Origin of the sequence: uncultured Psychrosphaera sp., from assembly GCF_947500655.1 — a bacterium.
GTDB lineage: Bacteria > Pseudomonadota > Gammaproteobacteria > Enterobacterales > Alteromonadaceae > Psychrosphaera.
The window spans coordinates 34,752-53,625 of record NZ_CANMSK010000020.1 but is presented as its reverse complement, the minus strand read 5'-3'; the positions used below and the strand labels follow the sequence as shown (position 1 = coordinate 53,625).

General features: G+C 38.2%; 15 protein-coding genes. 3 read left to right on the top strand and 12 right to left on the bottom strand.

Annotation, left to right across the window (positions count from 1 at the left end; translation table 11 throughout):
* Positions 1–9: 9 nt before the first annotated feature.
* From Q0940_RS14740 to pomA, 5 genes are all read right to left on the bottom strand, one after another.
* A complete protein-coding gene (locus tag Q0940_RS14740) occupies positions 10–597 on the bottom strand; it encodes an ACP phosphodiesterase (protein WP_299270117.1) in 588 nt (195 codons plus the stop codon).
* Positions 598–651: 54 nt separating this feature from the next.
* The gene (locus tag Q0940_RS14735; protein ID WP_299270115.1) at positions 652–963 is read right to left on the bottom strand and encodes a 4a-hydroxytetrahydrobiopterin dehydratase; all 312 of its coding nucleotides are present in this window, start codon (positions 961–963) and stop codon (positions 652–654) included.
* A gap of 226 nt (positions 964–1,189) precedes the next feature.
* Positions 1,190–2,644: a tRNA uracil 4-sulfurtransferase ThiI gene (gene thiI / locus Q0940_RS14730; RefSeq protein ID WP_299270113.1), complete on the bottom strand. Its 1,455-nt coding sequence runs from the start codon at positions 2,642–2,644 to the stop codon at positions 1,190–1,192.
* 257 nt (positions 2,645–2,901) lie between these two features.
* Complete coding sequence (locus Q0940_RS14725) at positions 2,902–3,846, bottom strand: flagellar motor protein MotB (protein ID WP_299270111.1); 945 nt, start codon at positions 3,844–3,846, stop codon at positions 2,902–2,904.
* Positions 3,847–3,911: 65 nt separating this feature from the next.
* The gene (gene pomA, locus Q0940_RS14720; protein WP_299270109.1) at positions 3,912–4,673 is read right to left on the bottom strand and encodes a flagellar motor protein PomA; all 762 of its coding nucleotides are present in this window, start codon (positions 4,671–4,673) and stop codon (positions 3,912–3,914) included.
* A 264-nt stretch (positions 4,674–4,937) separates the two neighbouring features.
* Between pomA and xseB the strand changes: the two genes are divergently transcribed.
* From xseB to dxs, 3 genes are read left to right on the top strand one after another with little or no spacing between them, the layout of a single operon-like run.
* Positions 4,938–5,189, top strand: a complete 252-nt coding sequence (xseB, locus tag Q0940_RS14715) for an exodeoxyribonuclease VII small subunit (protein WP_299270107.1) — start codon at positions 4,938–4,940, stop codon at positions 5,187–5,189.
* A 2-nt stretch (positions 5,190–5,191) separates the two neighbouring features.
* Positions 5,192–6,145: a (2E,6E)-farnesyl diphosphate synthase gene (ispA, locus tag Q0940_RS14710; protein WP_299270105.1), complete on the top strand. Its 954-nt coding sequence runs from the start codon at positions 5,192–5,194 to the stop codon at positions 6,143–6,145.
* Positions 6,146–6,153: 8 nt separating this feature from the next.
* Positions 6,154–8,046, top strand: a complete 1,893-nt coding sequence (dxs, locus tag Q0940_RS14705) for a 1-deoxy-D-xylulose-5-phosphate synthase (RefSeq protein WP_299270103.1) — start codon at positions 6,154–6,156, stop codon at positions 8,044–8,046.
* Positions 8,047–8,149: 103 nt separating this feature from the next.
* Here the strand turns inward: dxs and Q0940_RS14700 are convergent, their stop codons facing one another.
* The 7 genes from Q0940_RS14700 to ahpC form a co-directional block, all read right to left on the bottom strand.
* Complete coding sequence (locus Q0940_RS14700; protein WP_299270101.1) at positions 8,150–9,610, bottom strand: hypothetical protein; 1,461 nt, start codon at positions 9,608–9,610, stop codon at positions 8,150–8,152.
* A gap of 25 nt (positions 9,611–9,635) precedes the next feature.
* Entirely contained in the window at positions 9,636–11,030 is a 1,395-nt protein-coding gene (locus Q0940_RS14695; RefSeq protein WP_299270099.1) for a hypothetical protein, read from the bottom strand.
* A gap of 205 nt (positions 11,031–11,235) precedes the next feature.
* On the bottom strand, positions 11,236–12,972 hold the full coding sequence (gene argS, locus Q0940_RS14690) for an arginine--tRNA ligase (RefSeq protein ID WP_299270097.1): 1,737 nt from the start codon (positions 12,970–12,972) through the stop codon (positions 11,236–11,238).
* 608 nt (positions 12,973–13,580) lie between these two features.
* Positions 13,581–15,170 (bottom strand): peptide chain release factor 3, encoded by a 1,590-nt coding sequence (gene prfC, locus Q0940_RS14685; RefSeq protein ID WP_299270095.1) that lies wholly within the window; start codon positions 15,168–15,170, stop codon positions 13,581–13,583.
* Positions 15,171–15,418: 248 nt separating this feature from the next.
* Positions 15,419–16,258, bottom strand: a complete 840-nt coding sequence (locus Q0940_RS14680; protein WP_299270094.1) for a transporter substrate-binding domain-containing protein — start codon at positions 16,256–16,258, stop codon at positions 15,419–15,421.
* Positions 16,259–16,528: 270 nt separating this feature from the next.
* Positions 16,529–18,097 carry an alkyl hydroperoxide reductase subunit F gene (gene ahpF / locus Q0940_RS14675; RefSeq protein WP_299270092.1) on the bottom strand — a complete coding sequence of 523 codons (1,569 nt, stop codon included), beginning with the start codon at positions 18,095–18,097 and terminating at the stop codon, positions 16,529–16,531.
* A 144-nt stretch (positions 18,098–18,241) separates the two neighbouring features.
* Complete coding sequence (gene ahpC / locus Q0940_RS14670) at positions 18,242–18,805, bottom strand: alkyl hydroperoxide reductase subunit C (RefSeq protein ID WP_299270090.1); 564 nt, start codon at positions 18,803–18,805, stop codon at positions 18,242–18,244.
* Positions 18,806–18,874 lie beyond the last annotated feature (69 nt).

Sequence of the window (18,874 nt, the reverse complement as noted above, 5' to 3'; positions counted from 1 at the left end):
AATCATAATTTAACGATTAGATGCTGCAGTTTTAACTGCGTAATCAATCAAGTCGTTATAAAACTCTGGAAAGTCTTGCTCAATTGCAGCTTGATTTTCTAGGTACCAATCAAGACTCTCAGTTAACTCTACTGGCTTTTTTAAACGCCGGCTTATTCCCGTTAGAGCGCGTTCTATATTATTCATATCACCATAACCTGATAACCAATCCATTTGTTTCATCGCACTAACGGTAGTTATATATTTGTCGGGTAAATGTTTAATATTAGTATCGAGCTGAATGTAACAATCTTGAGCAAAGACAGGCAAAGAATTGTGGTGAAATTTAGCGAAGTTTATTGCCAATTGATGGTCATACAATACATCAATAATAATGCCACCATAACGGCGTAAACTACCTAACTCCCGAGTTAGTGACTTAGTATATGAGTGTGAGTCAGTAAAGGTATCAATTGAACGATGTAACTGAATCCCTTGTTTTATCTTGTCGTCATAATTTAATCCGCTCACCTGCCCTTTTACAAAATCCCCTAACAAATTTCCAGTTGGGGAAGTGTCCGTCATAGCTGCTAAATGTAAGTGGGCAAGGTAATTCATAGTTATCCTCAAATTAAAAGGTAGATTAAAACTCAGGCCCAAGTAGAGGGTTAGTTATTTTTCTAACAGCTTTTCCATGCGCTTGATCAATTTAAAGTCGAGGTCAGATAAACCACCAACATCATGGGTAATTAATGTCACATCAACCTTATTCCAAACATTAAACCATTCAGGGTGATGTATTAACTTTTCTGCATGCATAGCAACTTGAGTCATCCAACCAAATGCATGAATAAAGTTTTTAAACACAAACTGCTTCTTTAATTTTCCGTCAATAATTGCCCACTGTTTACCTTGAGCTAATGTATCATTCACTTCAGACAGTTGATCTATAATTTGCTGCTCTGTTAATTTTGTTGCCGCCATAATACCCATCCAATGCTTATCTGTTGTTTATCTATCATGCCAATTGTTCGGCATAATTAACACTTTCTATTTGTTGTGCTCAAATCCACATTGCCAACAAATGTACACATCTAACTACAGTATTCATTTCGTTTTAATCTATTTTCTGTCTAGTTTTAATATTAAATTTTAGACATTAAAAAAGCGGCTTTACGCCGCTTTAATTAATAAAATAAACTTTATTCGTTTATTTACGGTAAACCTTCACGTCTTTGTAACCATGTTCGTGTAACAACAAAGCTTGTAAACGGCTCATTACGCCACGATCACAATATAAGAAATAAGGTTTAGTTTGGTCCAAGTCGCCAAACTGAGTTGCGATTCTGAAGAATGGAATTTCAATCACTTCAACACCATCTAAAACTAATGGTGAATCATCCGTTTCGTCTGGGCTACGCACGTCGATAACAACAGCATCAGCAGGTAATTCAGTCACTTGCTCTAATTCTTGAACTTCCTCAGCCGCTTGTTTGGCGATATCACGAATATCCATAACATCAGCGTTGTTAACGGCATCGTCCAAAATACTCATATCAAAATGTGATTCGGCTTCAATGATTTGCGATAACACAGCACGAGTAGTTGGTTTTTTAGAAATAACACCACAATACTCAGGCATAGCAGCGGCAAAGTCGTGTGTACCAATTTTACGTGATGTATCAATGATCTCAGCTTTATCCAAATGAATAAGCGGACGTAAAATAAGAGTTTCAGTAACACGGTCAATTACATTTAAGTTAGTTAAGGTTTGACTAGAAACCTGACCCAAACTTTCACCGGTTACCAATGCTTTAATGTTTAAGCGGTCAGCAACTTGTGATGCGGCACGCATCATCATACGTTTAAGGACAACGCCCATTAACCCATTATCAATTTTGGTTAAAATCTCAGCCACAACAGGGTCAAAATCTACTGATATAAACTTAGTTTTATGTGAGCTGCTGTAACGTTTCCAAATTTCATAAGATACCTGTTTAACGCCAATCTCATGTTCTTTACCACCTAAGTTAAAGAAGCAAAAATGAGTACGAGCACCACGGCGCATCAAATGATAAGTCGCAACACCTGAATCAAAACCACCAGATATTAACGACAACACATCTTCTTGCGACGGGATTGGCATTCCGCCTAATCCTCTATGATGTGTTTTAACAACCTGGAAACGATCTCCACGTAATTCAGCTTTAACAGTAATATCGGGTTTTCTTAAAGATACTTTGGCTGACTCAACGGCTTGGTTTAATCCGCCACCAATATAACGTTCTAATTCTGACGAGGTAAAATCATGTTTGCCTGAACGTTTAACACGAACACAAAACGTTTTACCTTCCAGTTCATCTTGCCAATGACGAGCTACATCTTTGAATGCAGTATCAAAGTCGACAAATGGGTATTCGATAACTTCGTTAAATTGATCAACACCAGGAATACGTGAAAGGGCATCAATAATTTCTAACTCAGTTTCACGAGGCAGTTCCGTTGTTTCAATTAACAAGTCACTCCAACGAGAGATAACATGAGCTGATTCAAAAATACGTTTTATTATTGAACGGGTATTAGATTCTAATAATTTACTGAAACGTCGACGAACTGAGCGACTTTTGATATTTATTTCTGGGTGGTATTTGACGATTAATCTCATAACTTCTCATTGGGGTTGTATCACTAAAATATTAAATATAACTATATTAAGTTGATATAAAGCGGCTTAGCCTAAAAATTGGGCGAGATTATACCCTTGATTGAGTGTGCGTAAAAGAGCCATTGAAACTTGCAGCTATTTATCTTTTATTTTGCGTGCTTATTATTTGAATTCAAGTTTAGGTATTTGGATCTCAAAACAGATAAATAACCAGCCAATAAAGCGAATACAACTAAACAGTAATTGAGTTGAGTCAATTACTGCTCTTCCATACCACTCACGTTAATTGGTTTAGATTCTTTAGCCTTACCTTGCATGATTGAGATTTCAACACGGCGGTTACGCTTACGGTTCTCTTCTGAGTCGTTTGGCACTAATGGACGCGTATCTGCATGCCCTGTGATGATAAGTCGAGCTTCATCAAAGTTAGGGGCTGTAAGCATTTCAACCGCTACCGCGACGGCACGTTTTGAGGATAGTTCCCAATTGCTAGAGAATAATTCGTTGGTTACATCAATATCATCAGAGTGTCCTGATACCGTAATTTCACCAGGGACGTCATTTAATAATAAGGCTATTTTTCTAACAATAGGTTTAAATTGGTTTTGTAAATAAGCAGAACCCGATGGAAAAGCCCCGTTTTCACGGATGCGAATAATAATTTGTTGACCCAGCGACTCTAATTCAATAGCACCATCGGCAATTTCATTTTCCATCTGTTGAGCTACTTTTTTCATTAGCTCATTAACTTGTTCTTGTTCAGCCGCAGATTCAGAAGAAGACTCGGACTCAGCATCTGCGGTCGCAGAACTCATTCCACCACGTAATTCAGCCGTTTCTTCTTGGCGTCCACCGGCAGATTCATCTTCGCCCTCTTCAAATTCTAAAACTTGTTGAGTAATTTCTATGGTCTGTTGCTGCAAAATAGGGATAGGTGTTGGATCAGGTCGTCCCGGACGAAACTCTTGGGCAATCACCGAGGTACCTTTTGGAATATCTTTAACTTCAAGTTTGTTTTGCACACCAAAAGCAAACTTCATTGACCCTGCTATTTGCTTAAATTTAAGCACGTCCATTTCTGCGAATGACAATAACAATACAAAGAAACACATAAGAAGTGACATCAAGTCAGCAAATGTTCCCATCCACGCAGGTAGTCCTTCGGGAGGACATTTTGGACAGTCTTCTGGTTCTTCGTTCATTTAATTCTCAGTACCGTTTTATCAGGGTCGCGTAATTAACGTAATATAAGTAGCTTATAAAAACACTACTCTTCTGTATTTATTTCACGTTTTGATGCAGGTAGGTAATTACGTAAAACACCTTCAATTACTTTAGGGTTTTGACCGTCCTGAATACCTAAAACACCATCCATTATTAAACTTTGGTTTAATCTTTCTTCTTCTTTACGTAATGCCAATTTATTCGCCATAGGTAAGGCAATTACGTTTGCTAAAAATGCACCATATAATGTTGTTAACAAGGCCACCGCCATTGCAGGTCCAATTGATTTAGGATCATCCATGTTTGACAACATGGCAACCAAACCAACCAAAGTACCAATCATCCCCATTGCTGGGCCTATATCACCTAAGGTTTTAAATATGCCAGCGCCTAAATCATGACGCTCTGTGGTAAGGGAAATATCTTTGGATAAGGTAGCGCGAACAACGTCTCCGTCGTGGCCATCAACTAATAAGTCAACGCCCTTTTGTAAGAACTCATTGCTTATTTCAGCTTCTTCTAATGCTAAAAAGCCTCCTTTTCTGGCAGCATCTGCAAGTTCGACTATTTTTTCAATTAATTCATCAGGCGCTTCAATTTTAAAAGAAAATGCTTTGCCCGCTATTTTACCAGCACTGATAAATTGAGGAAGAGTGTAGTTAGCTAACAATACAAAGGTTGAGCCACCAAAAACAATCGCAACAGAAGGAACGTCAATAAACATTCCTAAACCACCACCCATGACCATTGCCATAACGATGAAACCTGTGGCGCCGATTATTCCAACAATCGTTGCTATATCCACTTTACACTCCTAGTTGTCGGTTGTTGTAATACCGATCAGGCTCAAGCCTACAATAAAAAAAATACGTATAACCAAAAAATACTATAACACTTAATTATCGACAGTATTTCCGGCAACTTAAATATATTCAAACGCTTATCTTACTAACTGGTTAAAGTTTATACCATTCATACCAATATTAATGGATTCTGATTGAATAAACACCCCTTGTGCTGTAATTTACAATGCTAATTTTCTACAGCCGATAATTGAATTAAGGTTAATATGACGACCACAAAATCCGTTTCTTTTGAAACTGCAATTAGTGAACTAGAAAGCATAGTCTCACAATTAGAATCTGGCGATCTTGAATTAGAACAATCTCTTACATTATTTGAACGTGGCATCGAATTAACTCGCCTTAGTCAGTCAAAATTACAAGAAGCTGAGCAAAAAGTACAAATATTAATGGCAAAACAAGATCACTTAGAACTGCAACCATTTGCAAGTAATGATCAAGCCCTTGGTGAAAGTTAATAATGACATCCAGCAAGCAAGCCTCCTCTGAGCTATCACTGTCGAGTATTATTAACCAAAATAAGACACGTATAGAAAATGTATTAACTCAGCAGATCAAAAATAGCCGTATTGATGAAAGCATCTTAAAAAATGCAATGGAATATTCATTGTTGCTTGGCGGAAAACGTTTACGTCCATTTTTAGTATATGCAACAGGTGCGCTATTTAATGTAAACCAGCAAGATTTAGATGCACCAGCTGCGGCTTTAGAGGCCATTCACACTTACAGCTTAATTCATGATGACTTACCAGCAATGGACGATGATGAATTAAGACGCGGCAGTCCAACTTGTCATATTAAATTTGATGAAGCCACCGCGATTTTAGCCGGCGACACATTACAGTCTTTTGCCTTTAACTTATTAGCAAAGCATGAGTATCAGAACTTATCGGCTACGCAAATTGTACAAATGCTGACGGTATTAACCCAAGCTGCTACTGACATGTGCGCTGGACAAAGTATAGATCTTCAACAAACGAATACTCTACAGAAAAATAATTCATCTCAAGACTCAACACTCAGCAACGATGCGTTATTAGCTAATTTAGAAAAAATGCACAGCTTAAAAACTGGCGCATTAATTAAAGCGTCTGTATTAATGGGGGCAATTTGTGGCTCAGCCTCAGAGCCAGAAATCGCTATTTTAAGTCAGTATGCAGATGCAATTGGCCTAGCATTTCAAGTGTGGGATGATGTATTAGACATTATTTCCGACACTGCAACCTTAGGGAAACCGCAAGGTTCAGACCTTGCAGCAAATAAAACAACCTACCCTGCAATTTTGGGTCTTGAAGGCGCAAAACAAAAAGCTGAAAATTTAATTACTCAAGCAGTACACGCTTTGCAACAATTACCGTACAATACGCGACAATTAGAGCAGCTTGCTTATTACATCATTGAACGAGACCATTAAGTTCACTTATGACAGTAGATATTTCAAAATACCCAAATTTACAAAAAGCGTTAACACCTCCACAGTTACGCCAGATCCCACAAGAGCAATTAGGATTTGTGTGTAAAGAGTTACGCCAATATTTATTAAGTTCTGTCAGTAAAAGCTCGGGCCACTTTGCCTCAGGTTTAGGCACAGTAGAATTAACTGTTGCGTTACATTATGTGTATAACACACCTTACGACCGTGTCATTTGGGATGTTGGTCATCAAGCATATCCGCATAAAATCATTACCGGCCGTGCAGATAAAATTCACAGCATTCGTCAAAAAGACGGTTTACACCCCTTCCCTTGGCGAGAAGAAAGTGAATACGATACATTAAGTGTGGGTCATTCATCTACCTCAATTAGTGCTGCACTTGGTATGGCCGTTGGCGCACAAGCTGAGCATAAAGCCGACCCAAGCCAAGATAGTAGAAAAGTGTGTGCCGTTATTGGTGATGGTGCTATGACCGCAGGTATGGCATTTGAAGCCATGAACCACGCAGGCGATATAAAACCAGACATGTTAGTTGTACTTAATGATAACGACATGTCTATTTCTGAAAACGTAGGTGCGCTAAATAGCCATATGGCTAAGTTGTTATCAGGCAGTCTTTACACTACGTTTAGAGAAGGCAGTAAAAAATTATTAAGCGGTATTCCACCAATCAAAGAATTAGCAGGCCGTGCAGAAGAACACTTAAAAGGTATGGTTGTTCCAAGTACTATTTTTGAAGAGCTTGGTTTTAATTATATTGGACCAATTGACGGACATGATATAGACGGCTTAGTAAATACCTTACGTAATATGCGTAATTTATCAGGCCCTCAATTTTTACATATCATTACCAAAAAAGGTAAAGGCTATGAGCCTGCCGAGCAAGATCCAATAAAATATCATGCCGTACCAAAATTTGATCCCGCATCAACATCATTACCAGCATCAAAAAATAGCCAACCGACTTATTCTAAAATATTCGGCCAATGGTTATGCGATATGGCAAGCCAAGATCCTAAACTAATGGCGGTTACTCCTGCCATGCGTGAAGGTTCAGGCATGGTTGAGTTTTCTAAGCAATTTCCAGAACAATACTTTGATACTGCAATTGCTGAGCAACATGCAGTTACTTTTGCCGCCGGACTTGCTTGTGAAGGTTTTCATCCAATAGTCGCTATCTACTCAAGCTTTTTACAACGAGCATACGACCAATTAATTCACGATGTTGCCATTATGAATTTGCCTGTGTTATTTGCTATTGACCGTGCTGGTATAGTTGGAGCCGACGGCCCTACTCATCAAGGTACGTTTGACTTAAGCTTTTTACGTTGCGTGCCAAATCTGGTGATAATGACACCAAGTGATGAAAATGAATGTCGTCAAATGTTGTACACAGGCCATAAATTAAACAAACCATCTGCGGTACGTTATCCGCGTGGTGTTGGCCGCGGTGTTGAAGCACAACAAGAAATGATTGAGCTAGAGATTGGCAAAGCTAAAGTGATAACAGAAACCAAACAAGACGATTTAGTTATTTTAAACTTTGGTACTTTTTTAGCCGAAGCTGAAATTGCGGCAAAAGCATTAAATGCCTCTGTCGTTGATATGCGCTTTGTGAAACCAATGGACTTAGCTTTATTAGATAAGGTTGCAGCTGAGTACAAAACGATTGTGACCATTGAAGACAACGCTATTGCAGGCGGCGCTGGTTCTGGTGTTAATGAATACCTAAACGCCAAACGTTTTAATAATTCAGTATTAAATATTGGTTTACCAGATCAGTTTATTAAACACGGTACTCAAGAAGAGATTTACCAAGAGCTGATGCTAGACGCCAAAGGATTACAGCAACAAATAGAGACATTTTTAGCGATTAGTTAAAATGCTCTTGTAGCAAATACGTTAAGTAAACAGCGCACATAAAAAAACAGCTCAAATGAGCTGTTTTTTTTATTTCAGCTATCGAGCTGTTTTATTCAATAAACTAGTCATAATCGTTGTCACCAAGTTCTGCTCGATAAACGTTCCACAATTCAGCACTTGAAGTCATAATACTATTACCTTCTAGGCTGTCAGATACGCCTTCACTTTCAATGGAGAAATAACGATCTGAATAATCAAAAAATGCAGGCCAATTCCATTGTTCCGTTGCATCCATCATTCTTACAGCTAACGAGGTAACAACATAAGTATTGCCTGTTACTGTACGATATCTAGATCCCCAATCAGCATCCAATGAATTTGCTTGATCCCAGGCGCGGATCCCCCACTCAGGTAAACCAATATCTGCGCTTGTGTAATCTTCCAAGTCTTCATCATCGTTATTAACGGTGGCATCAATTTCCGTTTGGCTTACATAGAAGGTTTGATGATCTTCTTGAAACAACAAATTATCACCACCTTCAGCATTTACCGCGGCTAACATGCCTGCATGATCAAGTACCAAACCACCAATTAACAAAGGTAACTTACGACCTTGATTATGCCCGCCATTGTTATACCAGTAATAATTTTCTTTATCATCAATAGTGCCATTTCCTAAAACACCATAAAGATCAATTGCATATTGCACCATAGCAACTAACACATCTTGTTTTTCAGCATCGGTATAATCAAGCTGTAATTGTAAACCTACAATACTGGTTAACTTGGCTAATTCTCGGCCATAAGCAGGCATTGAGGATTCTGGATGTATCTCACGTTGTGTCCATTCTGTATTGTGATCTAACCAAACCCCTTCAACATAAGGTAAATATTCACTAATATCTGGTGTTGTTTCCAAAGGCGCATACTTACCTAACACATCAAAATTCAAATCATCTAATGTAGCAATAATAGTGTTACTAGTGTCAACATAAGCGGGACGGAATGAATTAGCTGGAGGTGCTTCATTTAATACAGTTAAGATCGCAGCTTGCGAAATAAATGGACGGTTATCATTTCCTTCTCGGGAAATTGCCTTAATCACTGAATCGCCAACAGATACAATCAGTGACTCACCTGTAATACCAGGATCTACATTTTTAGTTGGCTCATAAGACATATCAGCGGTTTCACCAATATCTTTAAGTCCATCAAATCCTTGGCTACTTTCATTAAGAGGGTTTATTTCAGCGCCATTACGTACCCGGCCATTATCATCAAATGAGTCTGGTGTAATAGAAGTAATTTCTACGTTTCCGCCATTATTATGAACCCACCATTGACCATCTAAAAACTGACCGGATTCATATTCCTGCGAAAAATTAAAAGTAATATCCCCTGATTTTACACTATTAACCCCTATTACTTCGGAGTCATCAGTTGTATCTGAATCATCTGTTGTATCGGAATTTTCTATAATTTCGGTAACCTCGGCGATCATATCCTCAGAGTTATCTGAATCATCTGAACCACACCCACTTAGGGTAAACAACGTTAACAATATAAGAATACAGTGTTTCATATAAGCTCCTCCGTTCACTTTAAATTTAATTAGCATTTGAATCTAATTGCTCTGCATATGCATTCCACAATTCAGCTGCTGATGTATCGATGTTATTACCAAATAAACTATCAGAAACACCATCCCCTTGAATTGAAAAGTAACGGTCTGTGTAATCAAACATGGCTGGCCAGCCCCAGTGTTCTGTTGCCCCCATCATTCTTACCGCTAACGTGGTAACAACATAAACATTACCTGTAACGGTACGATATCTTGAGCCCCAATCTGCATTTAAAAAATTGGCAGTTCCGTCCCAATAACGAATTCCCCACTCAGGTAAACCTAAATCCTCACTTGTGTAATCTATTTGGTCTTCGTCATCATCTGCAACGCTTCTGTCTATCTCAGTTTGACTGACATAAAAAGTTTGCTGATCTTCTGAAAACAACAAATTATTACCATTATCAGCATCTGCTGCGGCTAACATACCTGAATGATTAAGAACTAAGCCAGCGATTAACAAAGGTAATTTACGCCCTTGATTGTGTCCGCCACTGTTATACCAATAATAACCTTCTTTACCGTCTATTGGCCCATTCCCTAATACACCATAAATATCAATGCCGTATTGAACCATAGCAACTAAGGCATCTTGCTTTTCAGCATCGGTATAATCAAGTTGTAATTGCAAACCAATAATACCAGTTAACTTGCCAAGTTCACGGCCATAAAGAGGCATTGATGATTCTGGATGAATTTCACGTTGTGTCCATTCAGTATTGTGATCTAACCAAACCCCTTCAATATATGGAACATATTCACTGATGTCAGGAGTGGTTTCTAAGCGAGCATACTTACCTAACACATCAAAATTCAAGTCATCTAATGTGGCCGTAATCGTTTTGTCAGTTCCCACATAAGCTGGACGGAATGAATTAGTTGGAGGAGTTTCGCTCAGTACAGTTAATATTGCCGCTTGAGTAATAAATGGACGTTGCGTATTCTCTTGTTTAGAAATCGCTTTAATCACTGAATCTCCAGGCGACACTATTAATGAGCCTCCCGTATTACCTGGGTCGACATTTTTACTTGGGTCATACGCCATATCCGTATTAATGACGTCCAAGTCTCTAAGACCGTCAAATCCTTGGGTACTTTCATTAAGAGGGTTTATTTCAGCGCCATTACGTACCCGACCATTATCATCAAATGAGTCTGGCGTAATAGAAGTTATTTCTACGTTTCCGCCATTATTATGAACCCACCATTGACCATCTAAAAACTGGCCTGTTTCATAATTCTCAGCAAAATTAAAAGTAATATCTCCCGATGTAACACTACTGGCGATATTAGCAATCGTGTCAGACTCATCATTTGAGTCATCGGCACTACAACTGCTCAGTACAAATAGTACTAACAGTGAAACTACGTGCTTTAACATATAAGCTCCCTTGGCTTGTTATATCTGGTTGATTAATACGCAACTGATATTAACCTGATTCAATTAAACTTACCAATCGGTTTACTTAACTCCATTGTTAATACTTAATTTCCTTTTAAAAACAAAAAAACGAAGCCATTTGGCTTCGTTTCTATGACGTAAAAGATGTTTCAATATAAACAGTATCTTTAAATACTAAAGAAAATTACATTTTCTCCATTGTTTCTATACCTAACAAATCCAGACCTTTTTGTAAGGTATTCGCCACTAACAAACTTAACGCTAAGCGGCTGTTTTTGGTTTCTTCTTCAATGCCGTCTTTTAACATTGGGCATGCTTCGTAGAAGGTCATAAACAGGCTTGAAAGTTCGTACAAGTATGAACATAACAAATGTGGGGTTAAGTTTGCGCTTACGCCATTAATGGCTTCCACAAACTGTAATAACTTAACCGCTAATGCTTTTTCTTGTTCCGCTTCAATGATCACAGGCGCAGTAAATGTTTGCGCGTCCAACCCAGCTTTACGGAAAATACTTTTAATACGTGTATAAGCGTATTGTAAATATGGTGCAGTATCACCTTCAAAGCTGAGCATAGTGTCCCAGTTAAAAATGTAATCGGTAGTACGGTTTTTACTTAAATCCGCGTACTTGATTGCGCCAATACCTACTTTACGAGCAATTTCTTTTTGCTCTTCTGCCGTTAAACCAGATTCACGTTCTGCTAATAATTTTTCAGCACGTTCGACCGCTTCATCTAATAATTCAACAAGCTTAACGGTACCGCCAGTACGAGTTTTAAATGGCTTGCCGTCTTTACCTAACATCATGCCAAACGGGCCATGTTCGTAAGTCGTCGACTCTTTAATTAATCCGCCTTTACGACCAACCAATTCTGCTTGTTTAAAGTGATACGCTTGACGAGCATCCGTGAAGATAATAATGCGGTCAGCACCTAGTTCAAAAGAACGATACTTCATTGCGGCTAAATCCGTTGTGGAATATAAAAAACCACCGCCTGATTTTTCAACAATAAACACTGAAGGCTCACCGTCTTTATTGGCTAACTCTTGTAAAAATACAGCTTGAGCACCTTGCGATTCAACCACAATACCTTGTTGTTTAAGATCAGCAACTACGTCCGCTAACATTGGGTTGTAAGCACTTTCGCCCATAATGTCTTCGTGTTTTAAGTTTACGTTTAGTTTTTTGTAAACTTGTTCACTGTGTAAAATAGACACGTCGATAAACTGCTGCCAAAGCTTTTTACATTCAGCGTCACCGCCCTGTAATTTAACTACGTAAGCTCTTGCTCTGTCAGCAAAGCCTTCTTCTTCGTCAAAACGAATTTTAGCCTGACGGTAAAAATCTTCTAAATCTGACAATGCCGTTGTTGCTACTTCTGACGCTTGTAACTTGTCTTGTAAATGCGCAATCAACATACCAAATTGCGTGCCCCAATCACCCATGTGATTTTGACGAATAACTTTATGACCAAGAAAATCAATCACGTTAGCAACCGCATCACCAATAATGGTTGAGCGTAAATGACCAACATGCATTTCTTTAGCTAGGTTTGGTGCTGACAAATCAACAACAACCGTTTGAGCTGGTTCTTTTGCAACAGATAAACGTGCGTCAGACAGCGCGGTTTCTACTTGCTTTGCTAACCACTGTGGTTTTAACTTAACGTTAATAAACCCAGGCCCTGCAATTTCTAAGCTTTCAGCTACATCATCCAATTCAACAACATCTAATATTTGTTGTGCAATTTGACGAGGGTTTTGTTTAAGCATTTTAGCTAGTGCCATCGCACCATTAAATTGATACTCACCAAACTCAGGGCGATTACTACGTGCTAAAGGCGCAGGCGCATTTTCAGCTCCTTCAATTTTGGCTAACGCTTGTTTAAATCTGTCTTGTACTAGCTGAAAAACATTCATTCTTTTTTACCTTGCTGAGTCTTATTTTTTACTCGGTCTAACTGTATAAATTAAAAATACAAGCTGTAAGCTGTAAGCTGTAAGCTGTAAGCTGTAAGCTGTAAGCTGTAAAAGCGTAACTTAAATACTACTTCACGCAAAACTGTTTTTTGATTGAAGCTACTTTGTTCGAGGTCTAGGATAAAGACTTAGAAAATAACAATAATCAAATCAGTTTATCTTTTGATTCTAATTGCAGATGAATCGTTCCAATAATAAAACCGGACAATTCAGCAAATATTAGTTCAAATAAACTGTTTTTTGATTGAAGCTATGTTGTTCGAGGTCTAGGACAAAGACTTAGAAAATAACAATAATCAAATCAGTTTATCTTTTGATTCTAATTGCAGGTGAATCGTTCGAGGTTGAGTAAGAAGCGCGCAATGTATGCCAATACATGAGCACTTCGAACGATAAGATCGGACGATTCAGCAAATATCAGTTCAAATAAACTGCTTTTTGATTGAAGCTATGTTGTTCGAGGTCTAGGACAAAGCGCACAGTGTATGCCAATACACGAGCACTTTGGACAACGAGATCGTACAACAGAGCAATAATCAAATCAGTTTTTAGTGTTCACGTGTTTCTGTAAACACTACCTCAGGATATCGCTCTTTGGACAAATTCAAATTCACTCTTGTTGGCGCGATATACGTTAAGTTATCACCGCCATCTAGCGCTAAATTTGTTGAACACTTACGTCTAAATTCATCGAATTTTTTATCGTCTTCGCAACTTACCCAACGTGCTGTTGCTACATTGATGGCTTCGTAAATTGCTTCAACGTTGTATTCAGACTTTAAGCGTTGGACTACTACGTCAAACTGAAGAATACCCACGGCGCCTACGATTAAGTCGTTGTTATCAAGAGGTCTAAATAACTGTACAGCACCTTCTTCCGATAACTGGATAAGACCTTTTAACAATTGTTTTTGTTTTAATGGATCTTTTAAACGAATACGACGGAATAACTCTGGTGCAAAGTTTGGAATACCTGAGAACTTAAAGTTTTCACCTTGAGTGAAAGTATCGCCAATTTGTATTGTGCCGTGGTTATGTAAACCAATAATATCGCCGGGATATGCTTCTTCAACCGCTGAACGGTCACCGGCTACAAAGGTTAATGCGTCTGAAATACGAACATCTTTACTGATACGAACATGTTTCATCTTCATGCCCTTTTCGTATTTTCCTGACACAATTCGCATAAATGCAACTCGGTCACGATGCTTTGGATCCATGTTAGCTTGGATTTTAAATATAAAACCAGAAAAGCTATCTTCATTAGCCACAACGTCACGTTCCGATGTTTTACGTGGCATTGGCGTTGGAGCCCACTCGGTTAATCCATCTAACATGTGATCAACACCAAAGTTACCAAGTGCAGTACCAAAAAATACTGGCGTTAGTTCACCGGCTAAAAATAATTCACGGTCAAATTCATGAGATGCACCAATAACCAGCTCTAGCTCTTCACGCATTTGTAAGGCTAAATCTTCACCAATGGCTTCATCAATATCTGGGTTATTTAACCCTTTAATGATGTTAACTTCTTGAACCGTATGACCTTGGCCTGTTTGGTATAAAATGACTTCATCACGGTGAATATGATAAACACCTTTAAATAATTTACCGCAACCGATTGGCCAAGTAATTGGCGCACAAGCGATTTTCAATTCGTCTTCAACTTCGTCCAATACTTCCATTGGATCACGAATATCACGGTCGACTTTGTTCATAAAGGTAATAATTGGCGTATCACGTAAACGGGTTACTTCCATTAATTTACGAGTACGGTCTTCTACACCTTTTGCCGCGTCGATAACCATTAAACATGAATCTACTGCTGTAAGCGTACGATAAGTATCTTCCGAGAAGTCTTCGTGTCCTGGAGTATCCAATAAGTTAACTAAGCTGCCTTTGTAAGGAAATTGCATAACAGAGGTTGTAATAGAAATACCACGGTCTTTTTCCATTTCCATCCAGTCAGATTTAGCGTGTTGGTTTGACCCACGACCTTTTACCGTACCGGCTTTTTGTAAGTGGTTTCCGTACAATAATACTTTTTCTGTAATGGTGGTTTTACCGGCATCTGGATGCGAGATAATCGCAAACGTGCGTCGGCACTCTATTTCTTTGTTTAACTGAACATCTGTCATTTATATTTTCTTTTATCGGGGTGCTAACGGGAACACTAAAACCGACACTAAAAATCGCTCTAATAAATATCGTGCTTAGTGTGCTTTTAACTGTCGTTAGTTGGAAAAATTTTAATGGCGCGATTATACATAAGAGTTGGTGGATTGAGTAGTAATGCATCACAGCAAATGTAATTTATTACGCAATAACTTATGAGATTTAGAATAAGGTTAACTTGATATGCTTTTTTAACTGAGGGCAACTGACTTTAATAACTAGATGAGTACTTTTTTACTATTTTTTTGATAATAGGTTCACTGTCTTTAATGGCTTTATTAAATACATCCAATTGAGTATCAGACATAAGACCAAGCCTTAACATATAATAAATAGAGTCAAAATTAACCACCATTTTTGTATTGATAATATCATTGGAATAATTTTCATCGGTTAACAGATAAATTCCGGTTAACTCATCTTCTATTGCGTAATCAATACGATCTTTTTTTAGTAAATCAAAACGTTGTTTGGCTAATGTTGTGTTAATAATACTGCCTTTGTAACGTCCTAAAAAATTATTAAAATCATCACCATAAACACTACCTTGGTTAATTGCTATGATGTTATTTTTAACGTTTACTTGCTGTAAATATTCTTGGTTATCGATAATACTGGGATACAGTGAAGTTTTTTTCTGAGCAAAAATCACCATCTTTTCATCTCGGTAAGAGGTGCTGAATTGTGAAAACAGTTCTCTGTCTGGATGAAAACTCGCGCCGATAAGCATATCTACACGTTTATTTTTTAATTCTTCAAACCCTCGACTTGATGAGGGCATTTCAACAAACTCTCGGCAAAATGGCGTTTTACTTAATATTGAATCTAAGATTTCTACTTCTAAACCAACCAATTTACCATTAGATTTATAAATATAAGGAGGCCATTGATAACTACTCGCTACTTTGATCAGCAATTCACAAGACGTAGCAGAGAAACTAAACATCAAAGCTAAACACACTGCAATACGGCAAATAGCTATGCGCCAAACCAAACTTTGTTCATAAACATAATGAATGGCAGCAGGTTTCAATTTCACTTTATCTATCAATATATCTCCTCCCCTCAAGCATTAACCTTACAGAGCACCTAGCTTTTTTTATTTATTTTTAGTTAGTTTTATTTAACTTGAAAAAATGGTGACTCTTTTTAACTATCGGCCAAATTGCACTTAGCCTTAATCTTAACCATAGAATGTAATACCACACATACAAAAAATGCCGCTTAGTAAATAACTAAGCGGCATTAAATATCTTTCAACTCTGCTTTCAAATCAACTTATTCAGTTAGTCAATTTGTAACAAAGGATGAATAACAGTAATTAACTTTCTCTAATAATATAATCAAAGGCAGAAAGTGAAGCTTTAGCGCCCTCGCCCATGGCGATAACTATTTGTTTGTAAGGCACCGTAGTGACATCACCACAAGCAAAAATACCAGGCTCAGACGTTTGACTCTTTGCATCAATAATAATTTCACCGTGCTGAGTTAGCTCTACTACGCCATCAACAAAACCGCTATTTGGCACTAAGCCTATTTGCACAAATATTCCTGCTAAGGCTTCTCTATGAGTTTCGCCAGTCACTCTATCTGTGTAATCAAGTGCGGTTACTTTGCCATTTTCTGCAATCACTTCTTTGGTTGCTACATTCCTAAGAATAGTGATCTTTGGATTACTCTCCGCTTTATCTATTAACACTTGGTCAGCTTTTAGATCTGGCATAAATTCAAATACCGTCACGTGATTAACCATTCCGGCTAAATCTAACGCAGCTTCTATTCCCGAGTTACCACCACCAACAACAGCAACTTCTTTTCCTTTAAAGAACGGACCATCACAATGTGGGCAGTAAGCTACACCGTTGCCGATATTTTCTTTTTCTCCAGGGACACCAAGCTCACGCCATTTTGCCCCTGTAGCTAAAATAATGGTCTTACTATCAATTACTTCGCCTGTTGATAGGTGCAGCTTTTTAACGGATGCTTTATCAGAACTGCTTTTTTCAATTCTGTCTACACGCAAATGTTCTTTAATTGTAATGTCGTAATCATCTAAATGACTTTGCATATTGCCTGTTAATTCTGGTCCTGTGGTTTTTGGAACAGAGATCAGGTTTTCAATACCAACCGTGTCTTTCACTTGACCACCAATTCGGTCGGCTATCATAGTTACTTTTAAGCCTTTTCTGGCGCTATAAATAGCAGCTGCAACGCCCGCTGGGCCACCACCAATTACAGTAACATCTTGCTGTGGCAAGGCTTCTTGTTTGATATTGTTCAATATTTCTGGGTCTACGATTAATAACTTATCAACCAATTTACCTGTGTCTATTTGCCCGTTTGCGAATATTTCACCATTTAAGTAAACGCTAGGCACACCTTGAATATTTCGTTCAGCGATTAATTCTGGGTATAAACCACCGTCTATCATTTCAGTTGTAATGTTTGGGTTTAATAACGCAAACTGATTTAATGACTGAACAACGTCTGGACAGTTATGGCAGCTTAAGCTGACAAACACTTCAAATTTCAGCTTTTTGCTTACACCTTTAATTAACGATTGGATAGACTCATCTAACTTCAGTGAAGTACCTGAAGAGTGTAAAATAGCTAACACTAGCGAGCTGAATTCATGACCGCCTGGAATACCTGAGAAAAAGATGCCGTTAAATTTTCCATCCACTTCCAAGCCAAAACTAATTGAGCTGCGAAGCTCTGGAGATGACTTCTCAACTAAGTTTAAATTGTCAGATACTGACACGACTTGAGTTAAGAATTGTTTTAATTCATCGCGTTTTGCATGCTCACCAGTATTTAAGACTAAGGTGACAGCATGTTGCATATTAGCGGTGTAAGTTTTTAGTGCGTTGATTAATTCATTATTTAACATTGTTATACCTTTGCTATCCCTTTACCTAATTGATACCAATTCATGAAAAGGCTGCTTAAAACTGGAAAAAGCGGTGGGAGTAAACACTCCCCAAATTACAATTTGTAAACCCGCAGCTGTATAAAAATAAATGCTTAGCTAGCGTTAGATTTTGCCAACTAGATCAAGGCTTGGTGTTAATGTCGCCTCACCTTGTTCCCATGCTGCTGGACAAACTTCACCGTCGTTTTCACGCACATATTGTGCTGCTTTCACTTTACGAACCATGTCTTTAGCGCTACGACCAATACCGCCTGCATGAATTTCAGCTACTTGGATAACACCGTCTGGGTCTACCAAGAATGTGCCACGGTGCGCCATGTGATCTTCTTCAATCATTACGTCAAAACCGCGAGTAATGTGGCCTGTTTGGTCGCCAATCATTGGGAATTTAATTTTACCAATCGCGTCTGACGAGTCATGCCATGCTTTATGTGAGAAGTGAGTGTCAGTTGATACTGAGTAAACTTCTACGCCTAAACCTTGTAACTCTTCGTATTGATTTGCCATATCTTCTAATTCTGTAGGACATACAAATGTGAAGTCCGCAGGATAGAATAAAAATATTGACCAGCCAGTTTTAACGCTGTCAGAAGTTACTTCTTTAAACTCACCATTTTGAAATGCTTGAGCTGTGAAATCTGGGATAGTTTTGCCTATTTGAGCCATGTGTATTTCCTCTTTATTGAAATGTAATTTAATTAATGTTGTTAAATCAAAGCACGTTTGCTTTCGATG

What these genes read in the sequence shown, in the direction of transcription:
- Q0940_RS14740 (WP_299270117.1), bottom strand. Translation starts at nt 597, where the DNA reads ATGAATTACCTTGCCCACTTACATTTAGCAGCTATGACGGACACTTCC.
- thiI (WP_299270113.1), bottom strand. Translation starts at nt 2,644, where the DNA reads ATGAGATTAATCGTCAAATACCACCCAGAAATAAATATCAAAAGTCGC.
- prfC (WP_299270095.1), bottom strand. Translation starts at nt 15,170, where the DNA reads ATGACAGATGTTCAGTTAAACAAAGAAATAGAGTGCCGACGCACGTTT.
- ahpC (WP_299270090.1), bottom strand. Translation starts at nt 18,805, where the DNA reads ATGGCTCAAATAGGCAAAACTATCCCAGATTTCACAGCTCAAGCATTT.
- ispA (WP_299270105.1), top strand. Translation starts at nt 5,192, where the DNA reads ATGACATCCAGCAAGCAAGCCTCCTCTGAGCTATCACTGTCGAGTATT.
- Q0940_RS14725 (WP_299270111.1), bottom strand. Translation starts at nt 3,846, where the DNA reads ATGAACGAAGAACCAGAAGACTGTCCAAAATGTCCTCCCGAAGGACTA.
- ahpF (WP_299270092.1), bottom strand. Translation starts at nt 18,097, where the DNA reads ATGTTAAATAATGAATTAATCAACGCACTAAAAACTTACACCGCTAAT.
- argS (WP_299270097.1), bottom strand. Translation starts at nt 12,972, where the DNA reads ATGAATGTTTTTCAGCTAGTACAAGACAGATTTAAACAAGCGTTAGCC.
- Q0940_RS14700 (WP_299270101.1), bottom strand. Translation starts at nt 9,610, where the DNA reads ATGAAACACTGTATTCTTATATTGTTAACGTTGTTTACCCTAAGTGGG.
- dxs (WP_299270103.1), top strand. Translation starts at nt 6,154, where the DNA reads ATGACAGTAGATATTTCAAAATACCCAAATTTACAAAAAGCGTTAACA.
- Q0940_RS14735 (WP_299270115.1), bottom strand. Translation starts at nt 963, where the DNA reads ATGGCGGCAACAAAATTAACAGAGCAGCAAATTATAGATCAACTGTCT.
- xseB (WP_299270107.1), top strand. Translation starts at nt 4,938, where the DNA reads ATGACGACCACAAAATCCGTTTCTTTTGAAACTGCAATTAGTGAACTA.
- Q0940_RS14695 (WP_299270099.1), bottom strand. Translation starts at nt 11,030, where the DNA reads ATGTTAAAGCACGTAGTTTCACTGTTAGTACTATTTGTACTGAGCAGT.